General features: G+C 41.5%; 17 protein-coding genes and 1 tRNA gene. 14 read left to right on the forward strand and 4 right to left on the reverse strand.

Annotated elements, in window-relative coordinates; all coding sequences use genetic code 11:
• The first annotated feature begins 121 nt into the window (after positions 1 to 121).
• From NMM17_RS04535 to NMM17_RS04560, 6 genes are all read left to right on the forward strand, one after another.
• Positions 122 to 460, forward strand: a complete 339-nt coding sequence (locus tag NMM17_RS04535) for a zinc ribbon domain-containing protein YjdM (RefSeq protein WP_001061596.1) — start codon at positions 122 to 124, stop codon at positions 458 to 460.
• Between the two features lie 2 nt (positions 461 to 462).
• Complete coding sequence (locus tag NMM17_RS04540; RefSeq protein ID WP_000033944.1) at positions 463 to 1,092, forward strand: Pr6Pr family membrane protein; 630 nt, start codon at positions 463 to 465, stop codon at positions 1,090 to 1,092.
• Positions 1,093 to 1,214: 122 nt separating this feature from the next.
• Positions 1,215 to 2,366 carry an MFS transporter gene (locus NMM17_RS04545; RefSeq protein ID WP_000808696.1) on the forward strand — a complete coding sequence of 384 codons (1,152 nt, stop codon included), beginning with the start codon at positions 1,215 to 1,217 and terminating at the stop codon, positions 2,364 to 2,366.
• 98 nt (positions 2,367 to 2,464) lie between these two features.
• Positions 2,465 to 3,214 (forward strand): tRNA pseudouridine(38-40) synthase TruA, encoded by a 750-nt coding sequence (gene truA / locus NMM17_RS04550; protein ID WP_254753925.1) that lies wholly within the window; start codon positions 2,465 to 2,467, stop codon positions 3,212 to 3,214.
• Positions 3,204 to 3,977, forward strand: a complete 774-nt coding sequence (locus NMM17_RS04555; protein WP_254753926.1) for a bifunctional hydroxymethylpyrimidine kinase/phosphomethylpyrimidine kinase — start codon at positions 3,204 to 3,206, stop codon at positions 3,975 to 3,977. Before truA ends, NMM17_RS04555 begins: the two co-directional genes overlap by 11 nt.
• Positions 3,955 to 4,416, forward strand: a complete 462-nt coding sequence (locus NMM17_RS04560; RefSeq protein ID WP_000814989.1) for an ECF transporter S component — start codon at positions 3,955 to 3,957, stop codon at positions 4,414 to 4,416. The genes NMM17_RS04555 and NMM17_RS04560 overlap by 23 nt, the downstream gene beginning before the upstream one ends.
• A 103-nt stretch (positions 4,417 to 4,519) precedes the next feature.
• On the opposite strand, the gene NMM17_RS04565 is transcribed toward NMM17_RS04560, so the two are convergent.
• The 4 genes from NMM17_RS04565 to NMM17_RS04580 form a co-directional block, all read right to left on the reverse strand.
• Entirely contained in the window at positions 4,520 to 5,602 is a 1,083-nt protein-coding gene (locus NMM17_RS04565) for a Xaa-Pro peptidase family protein (RefSeq protein ID WP_254753927.1), read from the reverse strand.
• 127 nt (positions 5,603 to 5,729) lie between these two features.
• Complete coding sequence (gene gatD / locus NMM17_RS04570) at positions 5,730 to 6,512, reverse strand: lipid II isoglutaminyl synthase subunit GatD (RefSeq protein ID WP_033683323.1); 783 nt, start codon at positions 6,510 to 6,512, stop codon at positions 5,730 to 5,732.
• Positions 6,512 to 7,855, reverse strand: coding sequence for a lipid II isoglutaminyl synthase subunit MurT (gene murT, locus NMM17_RS04575; RefSeq protein WP_254753928.1), 1,344 nt, complete (start codon positions 7,853 to 7,855; stop codon positions 6,512 to 6,514). The genes gatD and murT overlap by 1 nt, the downstream gene beginning before the upstream one ends.
• Before the next feature lie 98 nt (positions 7,856 to 7,953).
• On the reverse strand, positions 7,954 to 9,270 hold the full coding sequence (locus tag NMM17_RS04580) for an FAD-containing oxidoreductase (RefSeq protein WP_000958933.1): 1,317 nt from the start codon (positions 9,268 to 9,270) through the stop codon (positions 7,954 to 7,956).
• 329 nt (positions 9,271 to 9,599) lie between these two features.
• On the opposite strand from NMM17_RS04580, the gene NMM17_RS04585 reads away from it, so the two are divergent.
• From NMM17_RS04585 to NMM17_RS04620, 8 genes are all read left to right on the forward strand, one after another.
• Positions 9,600 to 11,180 (forward strand): DEAD/DEAH box helicase, encoded by a 1,581-nt coding sequence (locus NMM17_RS04585; protein WP_254753929.1) that lies wholly within the window; start codon positions 9,600 to 9,602, stop codon positions 11,178 to 11,180.
• Between the two features lie 254 nt (positions 11,181 to 11,434).
• The gene (codY, locus tag NMM17_RS04590) at positions 11,435 to 12,223 is read left to right on the forward strand and encodes a GTP-sensing pleiotropic transcriptional regulator CodY (protein WP_000940721.1); all 789 of its coding nucleotides are present in this window, start codon (positions 11,435 to 11,437) and stop codon (positions 12,221 to 12,223) included.
• A complete protein-coding gene (locus NMM17_RS04595; protein WP_004255720.1) occupies positions 12,223 to 12,798 on the forward strand; it encodes a cysteine hydrolase family protein in 576 nt (191 codons plus the stop codon). The genes codY and NMM17_RS04595 overlap by 1 nt, the downstream gene beginning before the upstream one ends.
• 80 nt (positions 12,799 to 12,878) lie before the next feature.
• A tRNA-Leu gene (locus tag NMM17_RS04600) sits at positions 12,879 to 12,964 on the forward strand.
• A 136-nt stretch (positions 12,965 to 13,100) separates the two neighbouring features.
• On the forward strand, positions 13,101 to 14,378 hold the full coding sequence (locus NMM17_RS04605; protein ID WP_254753930.1) for an ABC transporter permease: 1,278 nt from the start codon (positions 13,101 to 13,103) through the stop codon (positions 14,376 to 14,378).
• A 12-nt stretch (positions 14,379 to 14,390) separates the two neighbouring features.
• Positions 14,391 to 15,038, forward strand: a complete 648-nt coding sequence (gene vex2, locus NMM17_RS04610; protein WP_000173751.1) for an ABC transporter ATP-binding subunit Vex2 — start codon at positions 14,391 to 14,393, stop codon at positions 15,036 to 15,038.
• 55 nt (positions 15,039 to 15,093) lie between these two features.
• Positions 15,094 to 16,473, forward strand: a complete 1,380-nt coding sequence (gene vex3 / locus NMM17_RS04615; protein WP_049502389.1) for an ABC transporter permease subunit Vex3 — start codon at positions 15,094 to 15,096, stop codon at positions 16,471 to 16,473.
• Positions 16,474 to 16,830: 357 nt separating this feature from the next.
• Positions 16,831 to 17,593, forward strand: a 763-nt coding sequence (locus NMM17_RS04620) for a LysM domain-containing protein (protein ID WP_254753931.1), incomplete at its 3' end; no start/stop codon positions are given.

Here is a 17,593-nt window from a genome sequence, read left to right on the forward strand (position 1 = left end):
AAGCCGATAGATTGATATCGGTTTTTTCTAAATTTGTCAAAATGCTGATTTTAGGGTATAATAGTTGCTGTTCGAGAAATTTTGATTTTCAAAGAATAGTGAATGATTATAAGGAGAAAACATGAACAACTTACCAAATTGCCCAAAATGTAACTCAGAGTATGTCTACGAAGACGGTGCCTTACTGGTTTGCCCAGAGTGTGCTTATGAGTGGAATCCTGCTGAAGTTGCAGATGTAGAAGAGGGCCTTGTTGCTATCGATGCCAACGGAAATAAATTGGCTGACGGTGATACAGTAACTCTCATCAAGGATTTGAAAGTAAAAGGTGCGCCAAAAGATTTGAAACAAGGGACGCGCGTGAAAAATATCCGCATCGTAGAAGGCGACCACAATATCGACTGTAAAATCGATGGCTTCGGTGCCATGAAACTCAAATCAGAGTTTGTGAAGAAAATTTAAGCATGTCAAAACACTATAAACTTGTATTTTATAGCCGTATCTTCTTGTTTCTAGCGGCTTTTACGGGAGTTTATCTTGAAATCGCCAAGCATGGTGGCTTTGGGATGTTGCTCTATTATACGGTTCTGTCCAACCTTTTAGTCGCGATTTTTACGCTCTACCTCCTAAAGGTTATGAGCCGTTTAGGTGAAAACTGGCAAAGACCAAGTCTCTTGCGCTTAAAAGGTGGGGTCACCATGAGTATCATGATTACCTGTGTGATTTACCATTTCCTATTAGCGCCTATTGCGACTAATTTCTATACCCTAGAAAATTTCCTTTGCCACTATATCGTTCCACTCTGGTTTTTAGCAGATACCCTCTTTTTTGACAAACAGGGTCAATACAAAATCTGGGATCCAGTTGTGTGGACGATTTTACCCTTGCTTTATATGATTTTTGCTCTTTTTAATGGCTTGGTACTGAAACTTGATGTTCCTAATTCTAAGGTCAGTCCCTTCCCGTACTTCTTTTTGAATGTGAACAAGGGTTGGGATGTCGTGTTCAAGTGGTGTCTGATTATCTTTGTTGCCTATATGGTGGCAGGATTTATCTTCTACTTTATTAAGCAAATCAAGAGAAAGTCATCCTAATACACAAGGGATTCATTTTCTAGTTTAAGAAGGAGTCTATATACCAATGAGACTTCTTCTTTTCTTGCTTGTTTGCTGACTATCAAAAAGTAGAAGATTAAGAGAATATAGAAAGAGATTTCATGAAACAATTTTTAGAACGGGCCAGTATTTTGGCTCTCTCCCTCGTTTTGATTACCTCCTTTTCCATCTCGAGTGCCCTGCCAGCCATGTTTGACTATTATCAAGGTTATCCTAAGGAACAAATTGAGCTCTTGGCTAGCTTGCCTTCCTTTGGAATCATGATTATGTTGCTATTAAATGGTTTCCTAGAAAAAATATTTCCTGAGCGCTTACAGATTAGTTTGGGCTTGTTAATTTTATCACTGAGTGGAACGGTTCCTTTTTGGTACCAAGCCTATCCTTTTGTCTTTGGAACACGGATTCTTTTTGGTTTGGGTGTTGGGATGATCAATGCCAAGGCTATTTCGATTATCAGTGAACGTTATCAAGGCAAAACGCGGATTCAGATGTTGGGGCTACGTGGCTCTGCAGAGGTAGTAGGAGCTTCTCTCATTACCTTGGCAGTCGGTCAGTTGTTGTCCTTTGGTTGGACAGCTACCTTCCTAGCCTATAGTGCTGGATTTTTGGTGCTGATCCTTTATTTGCTCTTTGTTCCTTATGGAAAAGAGAAGAAAGAAGTTAAGAAAAAATCGAAGGAAGCAAGTCGCTTAACTCGGGAAATGAAGGGCTTGATTTTTATCCTAGCTATTGAAGCAGCGGTTGTAGTTTGTACCAATACAGCTATTACCATCCGTATTCCAAGTTTGATGGTGGAAAGAGGACTTGGAGATGCACAGTTATCTAGTTTTGTTCTTAGTGTCATGCAGTTGATCGGGATTGTGGCTGGTGTGAGTTTCTCTTTCTTGATTTCTATCTTTAAAGAGAAATTGCTCCTATGGTCAGGTATTACCTTTGGCTTAGGGCAAATTGTGATTGCCTTGTCTCCATCCTTGTGGGTGGTAGTGGCAGGGAGTATTCTGGCTGGTTTTGCCTATAGTGTAGCCTTGACGACGGTCTTTCAACTTGTCTCTGAAAGAATTCCAGCTAAACTACTCAATCAAGCAACCTCATTTGCTGTATTAGGCTGTAGTTTCGGAGCCTTTACGACTCCATTCGTTCTAGGTGCAATTGGCTTACTAACTCACAATGGGATGTTGGTCTTTAGTATCTTAGGAGGTTGGTTGATTGTAACCTCTATCTTTGTCATGTACCTACTTCAAAAGAGAGCTTAGGATTCATTTCCTAAGTTTTTCTTTCGGTATTTTTGTACCCAGGCAATATTTGTTTTAGGACCTTGTTTATAGACCAATTTCTTGATAAAATAGAAGTTATGACGAGATATAAAGCAACTATTTCTTATGATGGTTACGCCTTTGCTGGTTTTCAGCGCCAGCCCCATGCGCGTAGCGTTCAGGAAGAAATTGAAAAAACCTTGACTAGGTTGAATAAGGGGCAAGCCATTACTGTTCATGGTGCTGGTAGGACAGATAGTGGGGTTCATGCTCTGGGACAGGTCATTCATTTTGATCTGCCTTATCAAATGGATGAGGAGAAGCTCCGTTTTGCCTTGGATACCCAGTCCCCTGAAGATATTGATGTGATTTCGATTGAGCTTGTGGCGGATGATTTTCATTGCCGTTATGCCAAGCATGGTAAGACATATGAGTTTATCGTAGATAGGGGCCGTCCCAAAAATCCTATGCGCCGTCACTATGCCACTCATTTTCCTTATCCGCTTGATGTGGAAAAGATGCAGATTGCAATTAAAAAGCTAGAAGGCACTCATGATTTCACCGGTTTTACAGCCTCTGGGACTAGTGTAGAGGATAAAGTTCGCACCATCACAGAAGCTAGTTTAACAGTTGATGAGACAGGTCAGTTTTTGACCTTTACCTTTTCAGGAAATGGTTTCTTGTATAAGCAGATTCGCAATATGGTGGGTACTCTGCTCAAAATCGGCAATAACCGCATGCCAGTGGAGCAGATTGACCTCATCTTCGAGAAAAAAGACAGGCAGCTTGCAGGTCCCACTGCAGCACCAAATGGTTTGTATTTAAAGGAGATTCGTTATGAAGAATAATCGTATTTTAGCACTTTCTGGAAATGATATTTTTAGTGGTGGTGGTTTGTCCGCGGATTTGGCTACCTATACTTTGAACGGCTTGCATGGTTTTGTAGCAGTGACTTGTTTGACAGCTTTGACAGAAAAAGGATTTGAAGTCTTTCCAACTGACGATACCATTTTTCAACATGAATTAGATAGCTTGCGTGATGTGGAATTTGCAGGGATTAAGATTGGTCTTTTACCAACTGTCAGTGTGGCTGAGAAGGCATTGGACTTTATCAAGCAGCGCCCAGGAGTGCCTGTGGTATTGGACCCTGTCTTGGTCTGCAAGGAAACACACGACGTAGCTGTCAGTGAACTCTGTCAAGAGTTGATTCGCTTTTTCCCTCATGTCAGTGTGATTACACCTAATCTTCCTGAAGCAGAATTATTAGCTGGTCAGGAAATTAAAACCTTGGAAGATATGAAAGCTGTAGCGCAGAAATTACATGCCTTAGGAGCCCCAGCAGTTATTATCAAGGGAGGTAATCGCCTTAGTCAGGACAGGGCTGTGGATGTCTTTTATGATGGACAAACCTTTACAGTGTTGGAAAATCCTGTTATCCAAGGGCAAAATGCTGGCGCAGGTTGTACCTTTGCCTCAAGCATTGCCAGTCACCTGGTCAAAGGTGATGAACTTTTACCAGCAGTAGAAAGCTCTAAGGCTTTCGTTTATCGTGCCATTGCACAAGCAGATCAGTATGGAGTAAGACAATATGAAGCAGACAAAAACAACTAAAATCGCCCTTGTATCTCTATTAACCGCCCTTTCTGTGGTTTTAGGTTATTTCTTAAAAATTCCAACACCGACAGGCATTCTAACTCTTTTAGATGCGGGTGTCTTCTTTACGGCCTTTTACTTTGGTAGTCGTGAAGGGGCTGTAGTCGGAGGACTAGCAGGTTTCTTGATTGACCTCTTATCAGGCTATCCTCAGTGGATGTTCTTTAGCTTGGTCAACCATGGCTTGCAGGGATTTTTCGCAGGATTTAAAGGAAAAACTCAGTGGTTAGGCCTTATCTTAGCAACGATTGCCATGGTAGGGGGCTACGCCTTGGGTTCTACATTGATGAATGGTTGGGCTGCAGCCCTACCAGAAATCCTACCAAATTTCATGCAAAATATGGTAGGGATGATTGTAGGATTTATTCTTAGTCAAAGTATCAAGAAGATTAAGTAAAGAGGCTGAGTCAAAAGTCTTTCAAATATGAAAAACTCATACTATCAAGTATTCAAGAGCCTTGATAGTATGAGTTTTATTATGGGAAGATTTTCTAAGAATTTTAATCAAAATAAAGCAAGTCTTTGCTGGTGCTTGTAAAGAGGTCAAAGCCATTCTTGGTAACAACACCGCAGTCTTCAATACGAACACCGACTTTACCAGGGATATAAATACCTGGTTCAACAGAGAAGCACATGCCTTCTTCGATGACCATGTCGTTTCCTTCCATGATAGATGGGAATTCGTGGACATCCATACCGATACCGTGACCGAGACGGTGGTTGAAGTACTCGCCGTAACCAGCTTTTTCGATGACCTCACGGGCAGCACGGTCCACTTCATGGGCAGTCACACCTGGTTTGATAAAGTCAAGAGCAGCTTGTTGGGCTTCAAGAGTCAAGTTATAAATGTCTTTCTTGAATTGGTCAGGTTTGCCGACTGCGACTGTACGCGTCATGTCTGATGCGTAACCGTTTACTAGAACACCCAAATCAAAGAGGAGAAGGGCATCATTTTCGACCTTGTTTACTGCTGGGATACCGTGCGGATTTGCAGCATTATCACCAGTCAAGACCATGGTATCAAAGCTCATTTCATAGCCTTCACGTTTCATGGCAAAGTCAATTTGAGCAATGATATCTGTCTCTGTCTTATCAAGAGAAATATTATCAAAACCAACTTTTACAGCTTTATCAGCATAGAGACCTGCAACCATCATTTTTTGCACTTCGTCAGCTGATTTGATGAGGCGCATGCGTTGGATGCGAGGAGTGAGGTTTTCAAACTCAGCAGTTTCAAAAACTGTTTTCAAGCCATGGTATTTGGTCAAGATAAGATTGTCAAATTCAACAGCGACACGTTTGAAGTCAAGTTGTGGAAGAGCGTGTTTCATTTTTTGCCATGGATTTTCAGAATCCACATAGCCCACAACTGGGAAGGAAACAGTGCTGCTTGCACGCTCAACCTCAAGGGCTGGGACAAAGAGGAGAGGTTCCTGATCTGCTAGGACAAAAAGGAACATTTGGCGTTCATGGGGATCACTGTAAAAGTCAGTGAGGTAATTGATTGTGACGGGGTCAGATACGACAGCGACGTCTAGTTTTTCTGATTCAAGATATGTTACGATTTGTTGTAATTTAGACATATGCTACCTTCTTTCTACCCCTCTATTTTGGCAAAAAAAGAGAGAAAATGCAAGGGAGAAGGGTAAAAGAACAGACAAAAAGAACTCTGACAAGATAACAGAGTTCTTTGATATAATTTCCTTTTGTTTAAGAAAAGTCAGCCTTGCTTTTGACGTCGCTGTATTCTTCAGCGATTTCTTGGCTGAGAATGTCCTCATAAGCAGGGAGTTGAATGTCCTGACCATATTTCTTCTTGAGGGCGGTAGTGACTAGGCGATAAGCCAGATTGGCATTACGAGAAAGGATAGGTCCGTGGAAGTAGGAACCAAAGACATTCTTATAATGAACACCTTCACCAACTTTTTCTTCATTGTTTCCATTTCCATAGACAACCTGTCCCAGTGGTTTTTGGTCATCCGAGAGGAAGGTACGTCCTTGGTGATTTTCAAATCCATAATAGGTTTCATTGAAATCTTCATTGTGAATCTTGATGTCCCCGATAAAACGGTTATTGGTCTGGTTGAGGGTGTAATGGCCCATGACTCCTAGCCCTTCGATGCGTTTGCCTGAAGCTTCCACATAATACTGACCCAATAGTTGGAAACCACCACAGATAGCCAGAACTACACCGTCGTTTTGGATGTAGTTGTCAATGCTCTCTTTTTTAGCAGGTAGGTCGTCTGCAATGATACTTTGTTCAAAGTCTTGGCCGCCACCGAAAAAGGCAATGTCGTAGTGATTTTCATCAAAATCATCATGAAGTGAAACGATGTCAACCGTCACATGGGCCCCTAGTTTTTCAGCCACATACTTGAGCATGAGGATATTTCCATTGTCCCCGTAGGTATTCATGAGGTTTCCATAGAGGTGGGCAATGTTGAGCTGATAGGGGTAATTGCCAGCTTTTGAGGAAAGTGAAGTATAAACCATTAGTTCATCTCCTTTCTAACAATCTGACGACTAGCCAGCAGTTCGCGGAATTCCAGCATAGCAGTATAGGTAGCTAGGATGTAGGCATGCTTGCAGTCTTGGTTTTCAATTGTCTTAAGAACTTGTTCCAGATTGCTTGTTTCAGTGATTTTCTCAGCTGGATAGCCTGTCACTCGGAGACGACGAGCGATTTCAGAATGGCGAACACCGCCAGCGTTGATTTCAGGAATGTCCATGTCAGTGATTTGTTCAAAATCAGCATCCCAGATCCAGCTGGTATCAATACCGTCTGCATAGTTGGCATTTAGGAGAACAGATAGGCTAAATGGATAAGGAGCTAGTTTAATCATCTCGATAGCTTGGGTCGCACCGACTGGATTTTTAATCAAGACGAGGGTGCATTCCTTATCACCGATATGGAAGGTTTCCTGGCGTCCAAATACAGCACGGCTCTTATCAAATCCCTGCTTGATTAGTTGCGAATCTGCGCCAAGGAAACGGGCAATGGCAACTGCAGCTAGGGCGTTGTAGATATTGTAGAGACCACCGATTTGAATACCGTATTCTTGACCGTCAATGACAAAGCGAGAGCGATTGTTGGTCAACTCAACCAGTTCTGTCAAGCGATAATCGAGGTCAGGACGTTTACATCCACAGCCTTCACAGATATAGGCACCCAAGTTTGCATAGGTATTATGCTCATATTTGAGGATGCCTTGGCAGTCAGGACAGAGAATCCCTTCGGTATTATAGTGAGCCAGCTGGGCTGGGCCTTTCTCCAAGTCAAAACCAAAATACTGTACAGGATTTGGAATAGCTGGCTTGTAGAAAAGTGGACTGTCTCCATTAAGGAGGACAGTAGCTGTAGGTACCTTACGAATGGCATCCAAAATCATCTTATAAGTTGTGTAAATCTCACCATAGCGGTCCATCTGGTCACGGAAGATATTGGTGATAACAAAAAGGCTTGGCTGGATATAGTCACAGATACGAGATAGACTGGCTTCGTCGATTTCTAGGACGGCAATATTTTTCCCAGTTTTAGAAGACTTGGCTGTTAAGAAGGTTGTCGCAATCCCTGTAATCATGTTGGCACCGCTTGGGTTGGTAAGAACCTGACCATAAACCTCTTTTAAAATGCCGACAGTTAGGGCAGTTGTCAAGGTTTTTCCGTTGGTTCCAGTGACCACGACAATCTCGTAGTTCTTAGCTAGGTTTTGTAAAATATCTTTATCAAATTGAAGGGCGACTTTTCCTGGGAGCGTACTTCCACGACCAAGACGGCTTAAAACGAAGTGGGAAGAACGCCCAGCAAGAAGGCCTAAAGTAGTTTTTAATTTCATATTTCTATTATATCATAAAAGAGGGAAAAGACAGATTTGAGGTTCCGAAGAAGTAAAAACAGCCCACAGAGGGCTGTTAGATACGAAGAAATCTCAACTTAAATCGCAAACAAGTCATTCAAGTTCTCAGCCAAGGTTGGGTGAGTGAAGATTTGTTTTGTAAAGTAAGTGTAAGGAATCTTGTTGTCCATAGCAACAGTGATGATGTTGATGATTTCTTGAGAACCTTCTGAGAAGATGCTTGCTCCAAGAATTTCTTTTGTTTCAGTATTAACAACAGCTTTGAAAGCTCCACGAAGGTCTCCATTTACGTGACCACGAGGCATTGCTGCAACAGGGATTTCCTTAACAGCGTATGGAAGTTTCAAATCAGCTGCTTGGCTTTCAGTCAAACCTACTTGTGAAAGCGCAGGTGTGATGAACATAGTATTTGGTACATTGAGACGGTCTTCAAGTGTGTAGCTGCCATCTCCAGCAAGGTAGCTGTAAACAACACGGAAGTCATCAAGTGAAATGTAAGTAAATTGAAGGCCGCCGTTGACATCTCCAACTGCAAAGACACCAGGAACGTTTGTTTGACAATGTTTGTCTACTTTAATAGCGCCACGTTCAGTTAGTTCAATATCTGTGTTTTCAAGTTGAAGTGGTTCTACATTTGGTTTGCGTCCAGTTGCATAGAGAAGGGCATCGAAACGGTAAGTTTCGTTTTCAGTCACGACGAGCACTTGGTCACCGTCGTTTTTGATTTCAGTAGTACGGATGTTTTGAAGCAATTCAATACCGTCTTCTTCCATGTATTGTTTAGCAAGAGCTGCGATGGAAGGTTCTGCACGAGGTAGGAAAGTGTCCAAGGCATCTAGGACTGTGACCTTGCTTCCGAGTTTGTTGTAAAGACCAGCGAATTCAAGACCGATATTTCCACCACCAAGGACTCCAAGGTTTTCAGGTAATTTGTCCAAATTTTGGATACCTGTTGAGTCAAAGACATTCTTGCTTGTAGCAAGTCCTGGGATTGGTAAGACATTTGAAACAGCACCAGTGTTGATGACGATTGTTTCAGCAGTCAGTTCTTTCTTTTCATCACCAGCTTGGATTTCGATGACTTTATTTGAAAGGAAGTGAGCTTCCGCATCAAAGATATCGACGCCAGTACCAGCAACAGTCGCATAGTTTTTACCGTTGAGGCGACCAGTGATAGTGTTTTTGGTAGCAATGACTTCTTCAAAAGACAAGTCTTTTTCAGCAGCAACTAGCAAAGTTTTAGTTGGGATACATCCGATGTTGATACAAGTTCCACCGTACATAGCTTTGCTACGTTCAACGAGGGCAACTTTTTTGCCAGCTGAAGCCAATTTACCTGCTAGTGTTTTACCAGCTTTACCAAATCCGATAACGATTAAATCATAAGTTAACATTTAGAGTTCCTCCTATTCGAATTTCATTCTAGCACAAGAAAAAAACTTTTGCACAATTCTGCTACGCTTTAAAAAAGTTTATGAAATAGTGGAAATTATAGCCTTACTTTCTCAGAAAAATCGTTTACATGATATTATCGATGGATTGGGCTATCTTTTGCTTCTCTCTTGTGTTATACTAGATAGGTTGCAAAGAAAACAGTACTTTTCTTTTGTGGAAAAGAAGCAACACGATTTTGTATCCAGTATATGAAAATACGTCATAAAAAGAAAAGTATAAACTAAGCCCTATAGGGTGGCTTCGCACCACCTTTAGAAAGAAGAATAACGTGAAATTTAATGAATTAAACTTGTCTGCTGATTTGCTAGCAGAGATTGAAAAAGCTGGTTTTGTAGAAGCCAGTCCTATCCAAGAACAAACCATTCCATTGGCTCTTGAAGGTAAGGACGTTATCGGTCAAGCTCAGACTGGTACAGGAAAAACTGCAGCTTTTGGCTTGCCTACCCTTGAAAAAATCCGTACAGAAGAAGCGACCATCCAAGCCTTGGTCATCGCTCCAACTCGTGAACTAGCTGTCCAAAGTCAAGAAGAACTCTTCCGCTTTGGTCGCGGTAAGGGAGTCAAGGTTCGCTCAGTATATGGTGGATCAAGCATTGAAAAACAAATTAAGGCTCTTAAATCTGGTGCCCATATCGTGGTGGGAACTCCAGGTCGCCTCTTGGACTTGATTAAACGCAAGGCCTTGAAATTACAAGATATTGAAACTCTTATCCTTGACGAAGCGGATGAAATGCTCAACATGGGCTTCCTTGAAGATATCGAAGCTATCATCTCCCGTGTCCCTGAAAGCCGTCAAACCTTACTTTTCTCAGCAACTATGCCAGATGCCATCAAACGTATCGGTGTTCAATTTATGAAAGAACCTGAGCATGTGAAGATTGCTGCCAAGGAATTGACAACAGAATTGGTTGACCAGTACTATATCCGAGTTAAAGAACAAGAAAAGTTTGATACCATGACTCGTCTTATGGATGTGGAACAACCAGAACTTGCTATCGTATTTGGTCGTACCAAACGTCGTGTGGATGAATTGACTCGTGGACTTAAAATCCGTGGTTTCCGTGCAGAAGGAATTCATGGAGACCTAGACCAAAACAAACGTCTTCGTGTCCTTCGTGACTTCAAAAACGGCAATCTAGATGTTTTGGTTGCGACAGACGTTGCAGCGCGTGGTTTGGATATTTCAGGTGTGACCCATGTCTATAACTACGATATTCCACAAGATCCTGAAAGTTATGTTCACCGTATCGGTCGTACAGGTCGTGCTGGTAAGTCAGGTCAATCGATTACCTTTGTTGCTCCAAATGAAATGGGCTACCTTCAAATTATTGAAAACTTGACCAAGAAACGCATGAAAGGTCTCAAACCTGCAAGTGCAGAAGAAGCCTTCCAAGCTAAAAAACACGTAGCTCTCAAGAAAATCGAACGTGATTTTGCAGATGAAACTATCCGTGGCAACTTTGAGAAATTTGGTAAGGATGCTCGTAAGCTAGCTGCTGAATTTACTCCAGAAGAATTGGCCATGTATATCTTGAGTCTGACAGTCCAAGATCCGGATAGTCTTCCAGAAGTGGAGATTGCGCGTGAAAAACCACTGCCATTTAAACCATCAGGTAATGGCTTCAGTGGTAAAGGTAAGGGAGGTCGTCGTGGAGATGACCGTCGTGATCGCGAACGCCGTGGAGACAACCGTCGTGGTGGTCGTCGTGATGATTTCAAAAAAGGAAGTCGTGGCAATGATCGTTTTGATAAAGACAGACGTTACCGTAATAAAGACAATAAAAAACCACGCAATACTTCAAGTGAAAAGCAAACAGGATTTGTTATTCGTAACAAGGGCGATAAATAAGAAAAAGCGGTTCAAAATGAATCGCTTTTTTATATAAGGAGACCGAATGGAAAAGAAAGATAAATAAATAGATATATTATCTTCTTGTGATATTATAATACACAAAAATAGGGAGCTTGTCAATAGAAAAGAAGCAATTTAATTAAAAATATTCTTGTTTTTTCAAATTGCAATTAAATAAGCAATTTTCAGATAATAATTGAAAATTCAAGCTGTTTATGTTATAATGATAGCGATTAAATTCGAGGTGAAAAATGGCACATTTATTAGAAAAAACTAGAAAAATTACTTCTATCCTGAAGCGCTCAGACGAGCAGTTGCAGGAAGAACTTCCCTACAATGCGATTACCCGTCAATTGGCTGATATTATTGACTGTAACGCCTGTATCGTTAATAGCAAGGGACGTCTCCTTGGCTATTTTATGCGTTACAAAACCAATACAGATCGTGTAGAGCAATTCTTCCAGACTAAAATTTTCCCGGATGATTACATTCAAGGTGCGAACATGATCTACGATACAGAAGCCAATCTGACAGTTGATCATGATTTAAGTATTTTCCCTGTGGAAAGTCGTGCCGACTTTCCTGATGGCTTGACGACTATTGCACCGATTCATGTGTCAGGGATTCGTTTAGGTTCTTTGATTATTTGGCGCAATGATAAGAAATTCGAAGATGAGGACTTGATCCTTGTTGAGATTGCCAGTACCGTTGTTGGGATTCAGCTTCTCAACTTCCAACGTGAAGAGGATGAGAAAAATATCCGTCGCCGTACTGCTGTTACCATGGCGGTCAATACCCTTTCTTATTCAGAACTCCGTGCTGTTTCAGCAATTTTAGGGGAGTTAAACGGAAATGAGGGACAGTTGACTGCGTCAGTGATTGCAGACCGTATCGGTATTACCCGTTCTGTGATCGTTAATGCTCTTCGTAAACTTGAGTCTGCTGGGATTATTGAAAGTCGCTCACTTGGAATGAAGGGAACCTACCTTAAGGTCTTGATTTCAGATATTTTTGAAGAAGTGAAGAAAAGAGATTACTAATGACTAAGGCTTTGATTTCGATTGATTATACAGAAGATTTTGTGGCTGATAGTGGAAAATTGACAGCAGGTGCTCCAGCTCAGGCAATTTCAGATGCCATTGGCAAGGTGACTCGGTTGGCTTTTGAAAGAGGAGATTACATCTTCTTTACCATCGATGCTCATGAAGAAAACGATTGTTTCCATCCAGAAAGTAAATTATTTCCTCCTCATAATTTGATTGGGACTAGTGGGCGTAATTTATACGGAGATTTGGGAACCTTTTATCAAGAGCATGGTTCAGACAGTCGTGTCTTTTGGATGGATAAACGCCATTACTCAGCATTTTCAGGGACTGACCTGGATATCCGCTTGAGAGAGCGTAGAATTTCAACAGTTATCTTAACAGGAGTCTTGACGGATATCTGTGTCCTGCATACAGCTATAGATGCCTATAATCTAGGGTATGACATCGAGATTGTTAAACCAGCCGTTGCTTCCATCTGGCCTGAAAATCATCAATTTGCCCTAGGTCATTTCAAAAACACACTTGGAGCTAAGTTAGTAGATGAAAATCTAAATGAACTTTCTGAGTAATTTGGTTGATGAAATGAAAAAAATTGAAAAAAAGTGTTGACAAGCATCCCAAAAGTTGATATACTAGTAAAGTAATCGACGCGGGGATGGCGGAATTGGCAGACGCGCAGGACTAAGGATCCTGTGACCGCTTTAGGTCGTGAGGGTTCAAGTCCCTCTCTCCGCATAGGATAAGAGTTAGCTGAGGCTAGCTCTTTTTTTATCTAATTTACGTAGAGCAAAAAATTTTTGCTCTTTTTTTGGATTTCATAAACATTTCATATTTGGATTTTATAATAGTCTTACAAATATGGAGGTGACAAATGAATCCAATCCAAAGAGCTTGGGCTTATGTCAGTAGAAAACGACTGAGAAGTTTTATTTTATTTCTGATTTTATTGGTCCTATTGGCTGGAATTTCAGCCTGTTTGACTCTGATGAAGTCCAACAAAACAGTGGAAACCAATCTTTACAAATCGCTCAACACATCTTTTTCTATTAAGAAGATAGAAAATGGACAGACTTTTAAGTTGTCGGACTTATCATCCGTGAGCAAGATTAAGGGGCTGGAAAATGTCTCTCCTGAACTTGAGACGGTCGCAAAACTGAAAGACAAGGAAGTAGTGACTGGTGAGCAGAGCGTAGAACGTGATGACTTGTCAGCTGCGGACAAGAACTTGGTTAGCTTAACGGCTCTTGAGGATTCATCCAAAGATGTGACCTTTACTAGCTCGGCTTTCAACCTAAAAGAAGGTCGACACCTCCAAAAAGGAGATTCCAAGAAAATCCTTATCCACGAAGAGTTGGCCAAGAAGAACGGTCTTTCTCTTCATGACAAGATTGGCTTGGATGCTGGTCAGTCCGAATCTGGTAAAGGGCAAATAGTAGAGTTTGAGATTGTCGGCATTTTTGCTGGTAAGAAACAAGAGAAATTTACAGGTTTGTCTTCTGACTTCAGTGAAAATCAGGTCTTTACAGACTATGAAAGTAGCCAGACCCTTCTGGGAAATAGTGAAGCTCAAGTCAGTGCAGCGCGCTTCTATGTAGAAAATCCTAAGGAAATGGACGGACTCATGAAGCAGGTGGAAAACTTGGCCTTGGAAAATCAAGGCTACCAAGTTGAGAAGGAAAACAAGGCCTTTGAACAAATCAAAGACTCAGTTGCAACCTTCCAAACCTTCCTAACCATCTTCCTTTATGGGATGTTGATAGCAGGAGCAGGGGCCTTAATTCTTGTTTTGTCTCTCTGGTTGAGAGAAAGGGTCTACGAAGTGGGAATTTTACTTGCACTTGGGAAAGGCAAGAGCTCGATCTTCCTACAATTCTGTTTAGAGGTAGTTTTGGTGTCGCTTGGAGCTTTGCTTCCAGCATTTGTTGCAGGAAATGCCATCACATCCTATCTACTCCAAACTCTACTAGCAAGTGGAGATCAGGCAGCCCTACAAGACACGCTAGCCAAAGCAAACAGTTTATCAACCAGCATCTTATCTTTTGCAGAATCCTATGTTTTTCTAGTTCTGCTTAGTTGCTTGTCTGTAGCCCTTTGTTTCCTATTTTTATTTAGAAAATCGCCTAAAGAAATTTTATCATCTATTAGTTAAGAAGGAGAAATCATGACTTTATTACAATTACAAGATGTTACCTACCGTTATAAGAACACTGCTGAAGCAGTCCTATATCAGATCAATTATAATTTTGAACCCGGGAAATTTTACAGTATTATTGGTGAGTCAGGAGCAGGAAAATCCACACTCTTGTCCCTACTTGCTGGTCTAGATAGTCCTGTTGAAGGTTCTATACTTTTCCAAGGAGAGGACATTCGTAAGAAGGGCTATTCTTACCATCGCATGCACCATATTTCTCTGGTCTTTCAAAATTATAATTTGATAGATTATCTTTCTCCACTGGAAAATATCCGCTTGGTCAATAAAAAGGCAAGCAAGGATACGCTCCTTGAGCTTGGTTTGGATGAAAGTCAGATCAAGCGGAATGTTCTCCAGTTATCAGGTGGTCAACAACAACGTGTTGCCATTGCACGTAGTTTGGTATCAGAAGCTCCAGTTATTCTAGCTGATGAGCCAACAGGAAATTTGGACCCTAAAACTGCTGGAGATATTGTCGAACTGCTCAAATCACTTGCCCAGAAAACAGGTAAATGTGTCATTGTCGTAACCCACAGCAAAGAAGTGGCACAAGCGTCAGATATTACACTTGAGTTGAAGGACAAGAAACTGACTGAAACTCGCAATACGACGAAATAATATGAGCTTTTTCTGTTAGAACTATAAAATAGAACAACATCTAGAAAGGGAACCTATGTTACACAACGCATTTGCCTATGTTACAAGGAAGTTTTTCAAATCGATTGTCATCTTCCTGATTATTCTCCTCATGGCGAGCTTGAGTTTGGTCGGCTTGTCAATCAAGGGAGCTACTGCCAAGGCTTCTCAGGAGACATTTAAAAATATCACCAACAGCTTCTCCATGCAGATTAACCGTCGCGTCAATCAAGGTACGCCACGTGGTGCTGGGAATATTAAGGGTGAAGATATCAAAAAAATCACCGAAAACAAGGCCATCGAGTCTTATGTTAAACGCATCAACGCTATCGGAGATTTGACTGGCTATGAACTCATCGAGACGCCAGATACCAAGAAAAATCTGACACCTGACCGTGCCAAACATTTTGGAAGTAGCTTGATGATTACAGGTGTCAATGACTCCTCTAAAGAAGACAAGTTTGTCTCTGGTTCTTATAAGTTGGTCGAAGGTGAGCACATAACCAACGACGACAAGGACAAGATCCTCCTGCACAAGGACTTGGCAGCCAAACACGGCTGGAAAGTAGGGGACAAGGTTAAACTGGACTCCAATGTCTACGACGCAGACAATGAAAAAGGTGCTAAGGAAACAGTTGAAGTGACAATCAAGGGACTCTTTGATGGTCACAATAAGTCGGCAGTGACTTACTCACAAGAACTCTATGAAAATACAGCTATTACAGACATTCACACTGCTGCAAAACTTTATGGATACACAGAAGACACAGCTATTTATGGGGACGCAACCTTCTTTGTAACAGCGGACAAGAACTTGGATGATGTTATGAAAGAGTTGAATGGTATCAGCGGTATCAACTGGAAGAGCTATACACTCGTTAAGAGCTCATCTAACTACCCAGCTCTTGAGCAATCCATCTCTGGTATGTACAAGATGGCCAATCTCCTCTTCTGGGGTAGCTTGAGCTTCTCAGTCCTTCTTCTTGCTCTCTTGCTCAGCCTTTGGATCAACGCCCGTCGCAAGGAGGTGGGAATCCTCCTCTCTATCGGTCTCAAGCAGGCAAGTATCTTGGGGCAATTTATCACCGAATCCATCTTGATTGCCATCCCTGCTCTTGTTTCTGCTTACTTCCTAGCCAACTATACAGCTCGTGCAATCGGAAACACTGTTCTTGCCAATGTAACTTCTGGTGTTGCCAAACAGGCTAACAAGGCTGCTCAAGCCTCTAACCTTGGTGGAGGTGCAGAAGTAGATGGCTTTAGCAAGACCTTATCGAGCCTAGACATTTCTATTCAGACATTGGACTTTATCATTGTCTTTGTCCTTGCCTTGGTTCTAGTGGTTCTAGTTATGGCGCTTGCTTCAAGCAATCTCCTTAGAAAACAACCAAAAGAGCTCTTGCTGGATGGCGAATAAGTTTGAAAAAATGATTCTGGAAATAGAGAAAGCATCTTGTTTTTCTATTCAAGAATGGTGGATAGAGAATGGCTATTTAACAATACAAAATAGAGCTGAAAGCAGTGGTGAAAATCATTGCTTTCAGTTGCTTTCCTTGTACTTTAGTACTTAAATATGATATACTAAAGTTATGGAATTTATTAGAAAGGGGTTTCACAACTTATATATGGAATTGTGCATAAAAATCTATAGAAATCTTATCTTGAAAATAGATAGATAAATCTGTAGAAGCCTATCCATATCGCAAACATAGGCTAGTAGACCTAGGCAGGGTATACTTTGGAAAATATAGAATAGTGAGGAAAAATAAACATTATGAGACAAACAAATGTTAGAGGAAGCTTGTCCCTCCGTGGTTTTAGAAAATTGAGAACTGGTGCAATTGTTGCGACAGGTGTGATTCTACTAGGTCTGGGCTTTTTAGCTCCAACTGTATCAGCTAATGAACAAGATGGTGTCTGGGTAGCCAGAACAGTTGCAGAAGTAAAAGCTGATATTCAAAATATAAACAATTTATCACACTACACAATTAAGTGGGGAGATACACTGAGTGCTATTAGTGGGGCAACGGGGCTATCTGTTGATAGTTTGGTTGAGATAAATCGTATTGCAAATAGAGATTTGATTTTTGCTAATAATAAATTGTATTTTAGCGAAGAAGCTTTTCTAAAAGATGGAAATACAGAAGTAAAAAGACAGCAAGTGTCGATTGATAATTCTGGTAGCCGTCAAAGTTATGAAGTTGAAACAAAGACAGATACTGTAACTGGAGAGCAAACTACTACTGTTAAACAAACGACACCAGTAGTTGTGGAAACACCAGCAGTATCAGCACCGAAATCAGAAACCTCAGTCTCAGTTGCGCCGAAAGAAGAGACTCCATCGACACCAGCGCCAAAAGTGGAAGAGCCAGCAACACCAGCACCGAAAGAAGAGACTCCATCGACACCAGCGCCAAAAGTGGAAGAGCCATCGACACCAGCGCCAAAAGCGGAAGAGCCAGTGACACCGGCACCGAAAGAAGAGACTCCATCGACACCAGCGCCGAAAGAAGAGACTCCAGCAACACCAGAGCCAA

The organism is Streptococcus sp. CF7_Ac1-12, from assembly GCF_024295905.1.
Lineage (GTDB): Bacteria > Bacillota > Bacilli > Lactobacillales > Streptococcaceae > Streptococcus > Streptococcus mitis_AP.

Excerpts from the sequence above, each read along its gene's own strand:
- NMM17_RS04535 (WP_001061596.1), top strand. The coding sequence starts at position 122 with ATGAACAACTTACCAAATTGCCCAAAATGTAACTCAGAGTATGTCTAC.
- NMM17_RS04540 (WP_000033944.1), top strand. The coding sequence starts at position 463 with ATGTCAAAACACTATAAACTTGTATTTTATAGCCGTATCTTCTTGTTT.
- NMM17_RS04545 (WP_000808696.1), top strand. The coding sequence starts at position 1,215 with ATGAAACAATTTTTAGAACGGGCCAGTATTTTGGCTCTCTCCCTCGTT.
- truA (WP_254753925.1), top strand. The coding sequence starts at position 2,465 with ATGACGAGATATAAAGCAACTATTTCTTATGATGGTTACGCCTTTGCT.
- NMM17_RS04555 (WP_254753926.1), top strand. The coding sequence starts at position 3,204 with ATGAAGAATAATCGTATTTTAGCACTTTCTGGAAATGATATTTTTAGT.
- NMM17_RS04560 (WP_000814989.1), top strand. The coding sequence starts at position 3,955 with ATGAAGCAGACAAAAACAACTAAAATCGCCCTTGTATCTCTATTAACC.
- NMM17_RS04565 (WP_254753927.1), bottom strand. The coding sequence starts at position 5,602 with ATGTCTAAATTACAACAAATCGTAACATATCTTGAATCAGAAAAACTA.
- gatD (WP_033683323.1), bottom strand. The coding sequence starts at position 6,512 with ATGGTTTATACTTCACTTTCCTCAAAAGCTGGCAATTACCCCTATCAG.
- murT (WP_254753928.1), bottom strand. The coding sequence starts at position 7,855 with ATGAAATTAAAAACTACTTTAGGCCTTCTTGCTGGGCGTTCTTCCCAC.
- NMM17_RS04580 (WP_000958933.1), bottom strand. The coding sequence starts at position 9,270 with ATGTTAACTTATGATTTAATCGTTATCGGATTTGGTAAAGCTGGTAAA.
- codY (WP_000940721.1), top strand. The coding sequence starts at position 11,435 with ATGGCACATTTATTAGAAAAAACTAGAAAAATTACTTCTATCCTGAAG.
- NMM17_RS04595 (WP_004255720.1), top strand. The coding sequence starts at position 12,223 with ATGACTAAGGCTTTGATTTCGATTGATTATACAGAAGATTTTGTGGCT.
- NMM17_RS04605 (WP_254753930.1), top strand. The coding sequence starts at position 13,101 with ATGAATCCAATCCAAAGAGCTTGGGCTTATGTCAGTAGAAAACGACTG.
- vex2 (WP_000173751.1), top strand. The coding sequence starts at position 14,391 with ATGACTTTATTACAATTACAAGATGTTACCTACCGTTATAAGAACACT.
- vex3 (WP_049502389.1), top strand. The coding sequence starts at position 15,094 with ATGTTACACAACGCATTTGCCTATGTTACAAGGAAGTTTTTCAAATCG.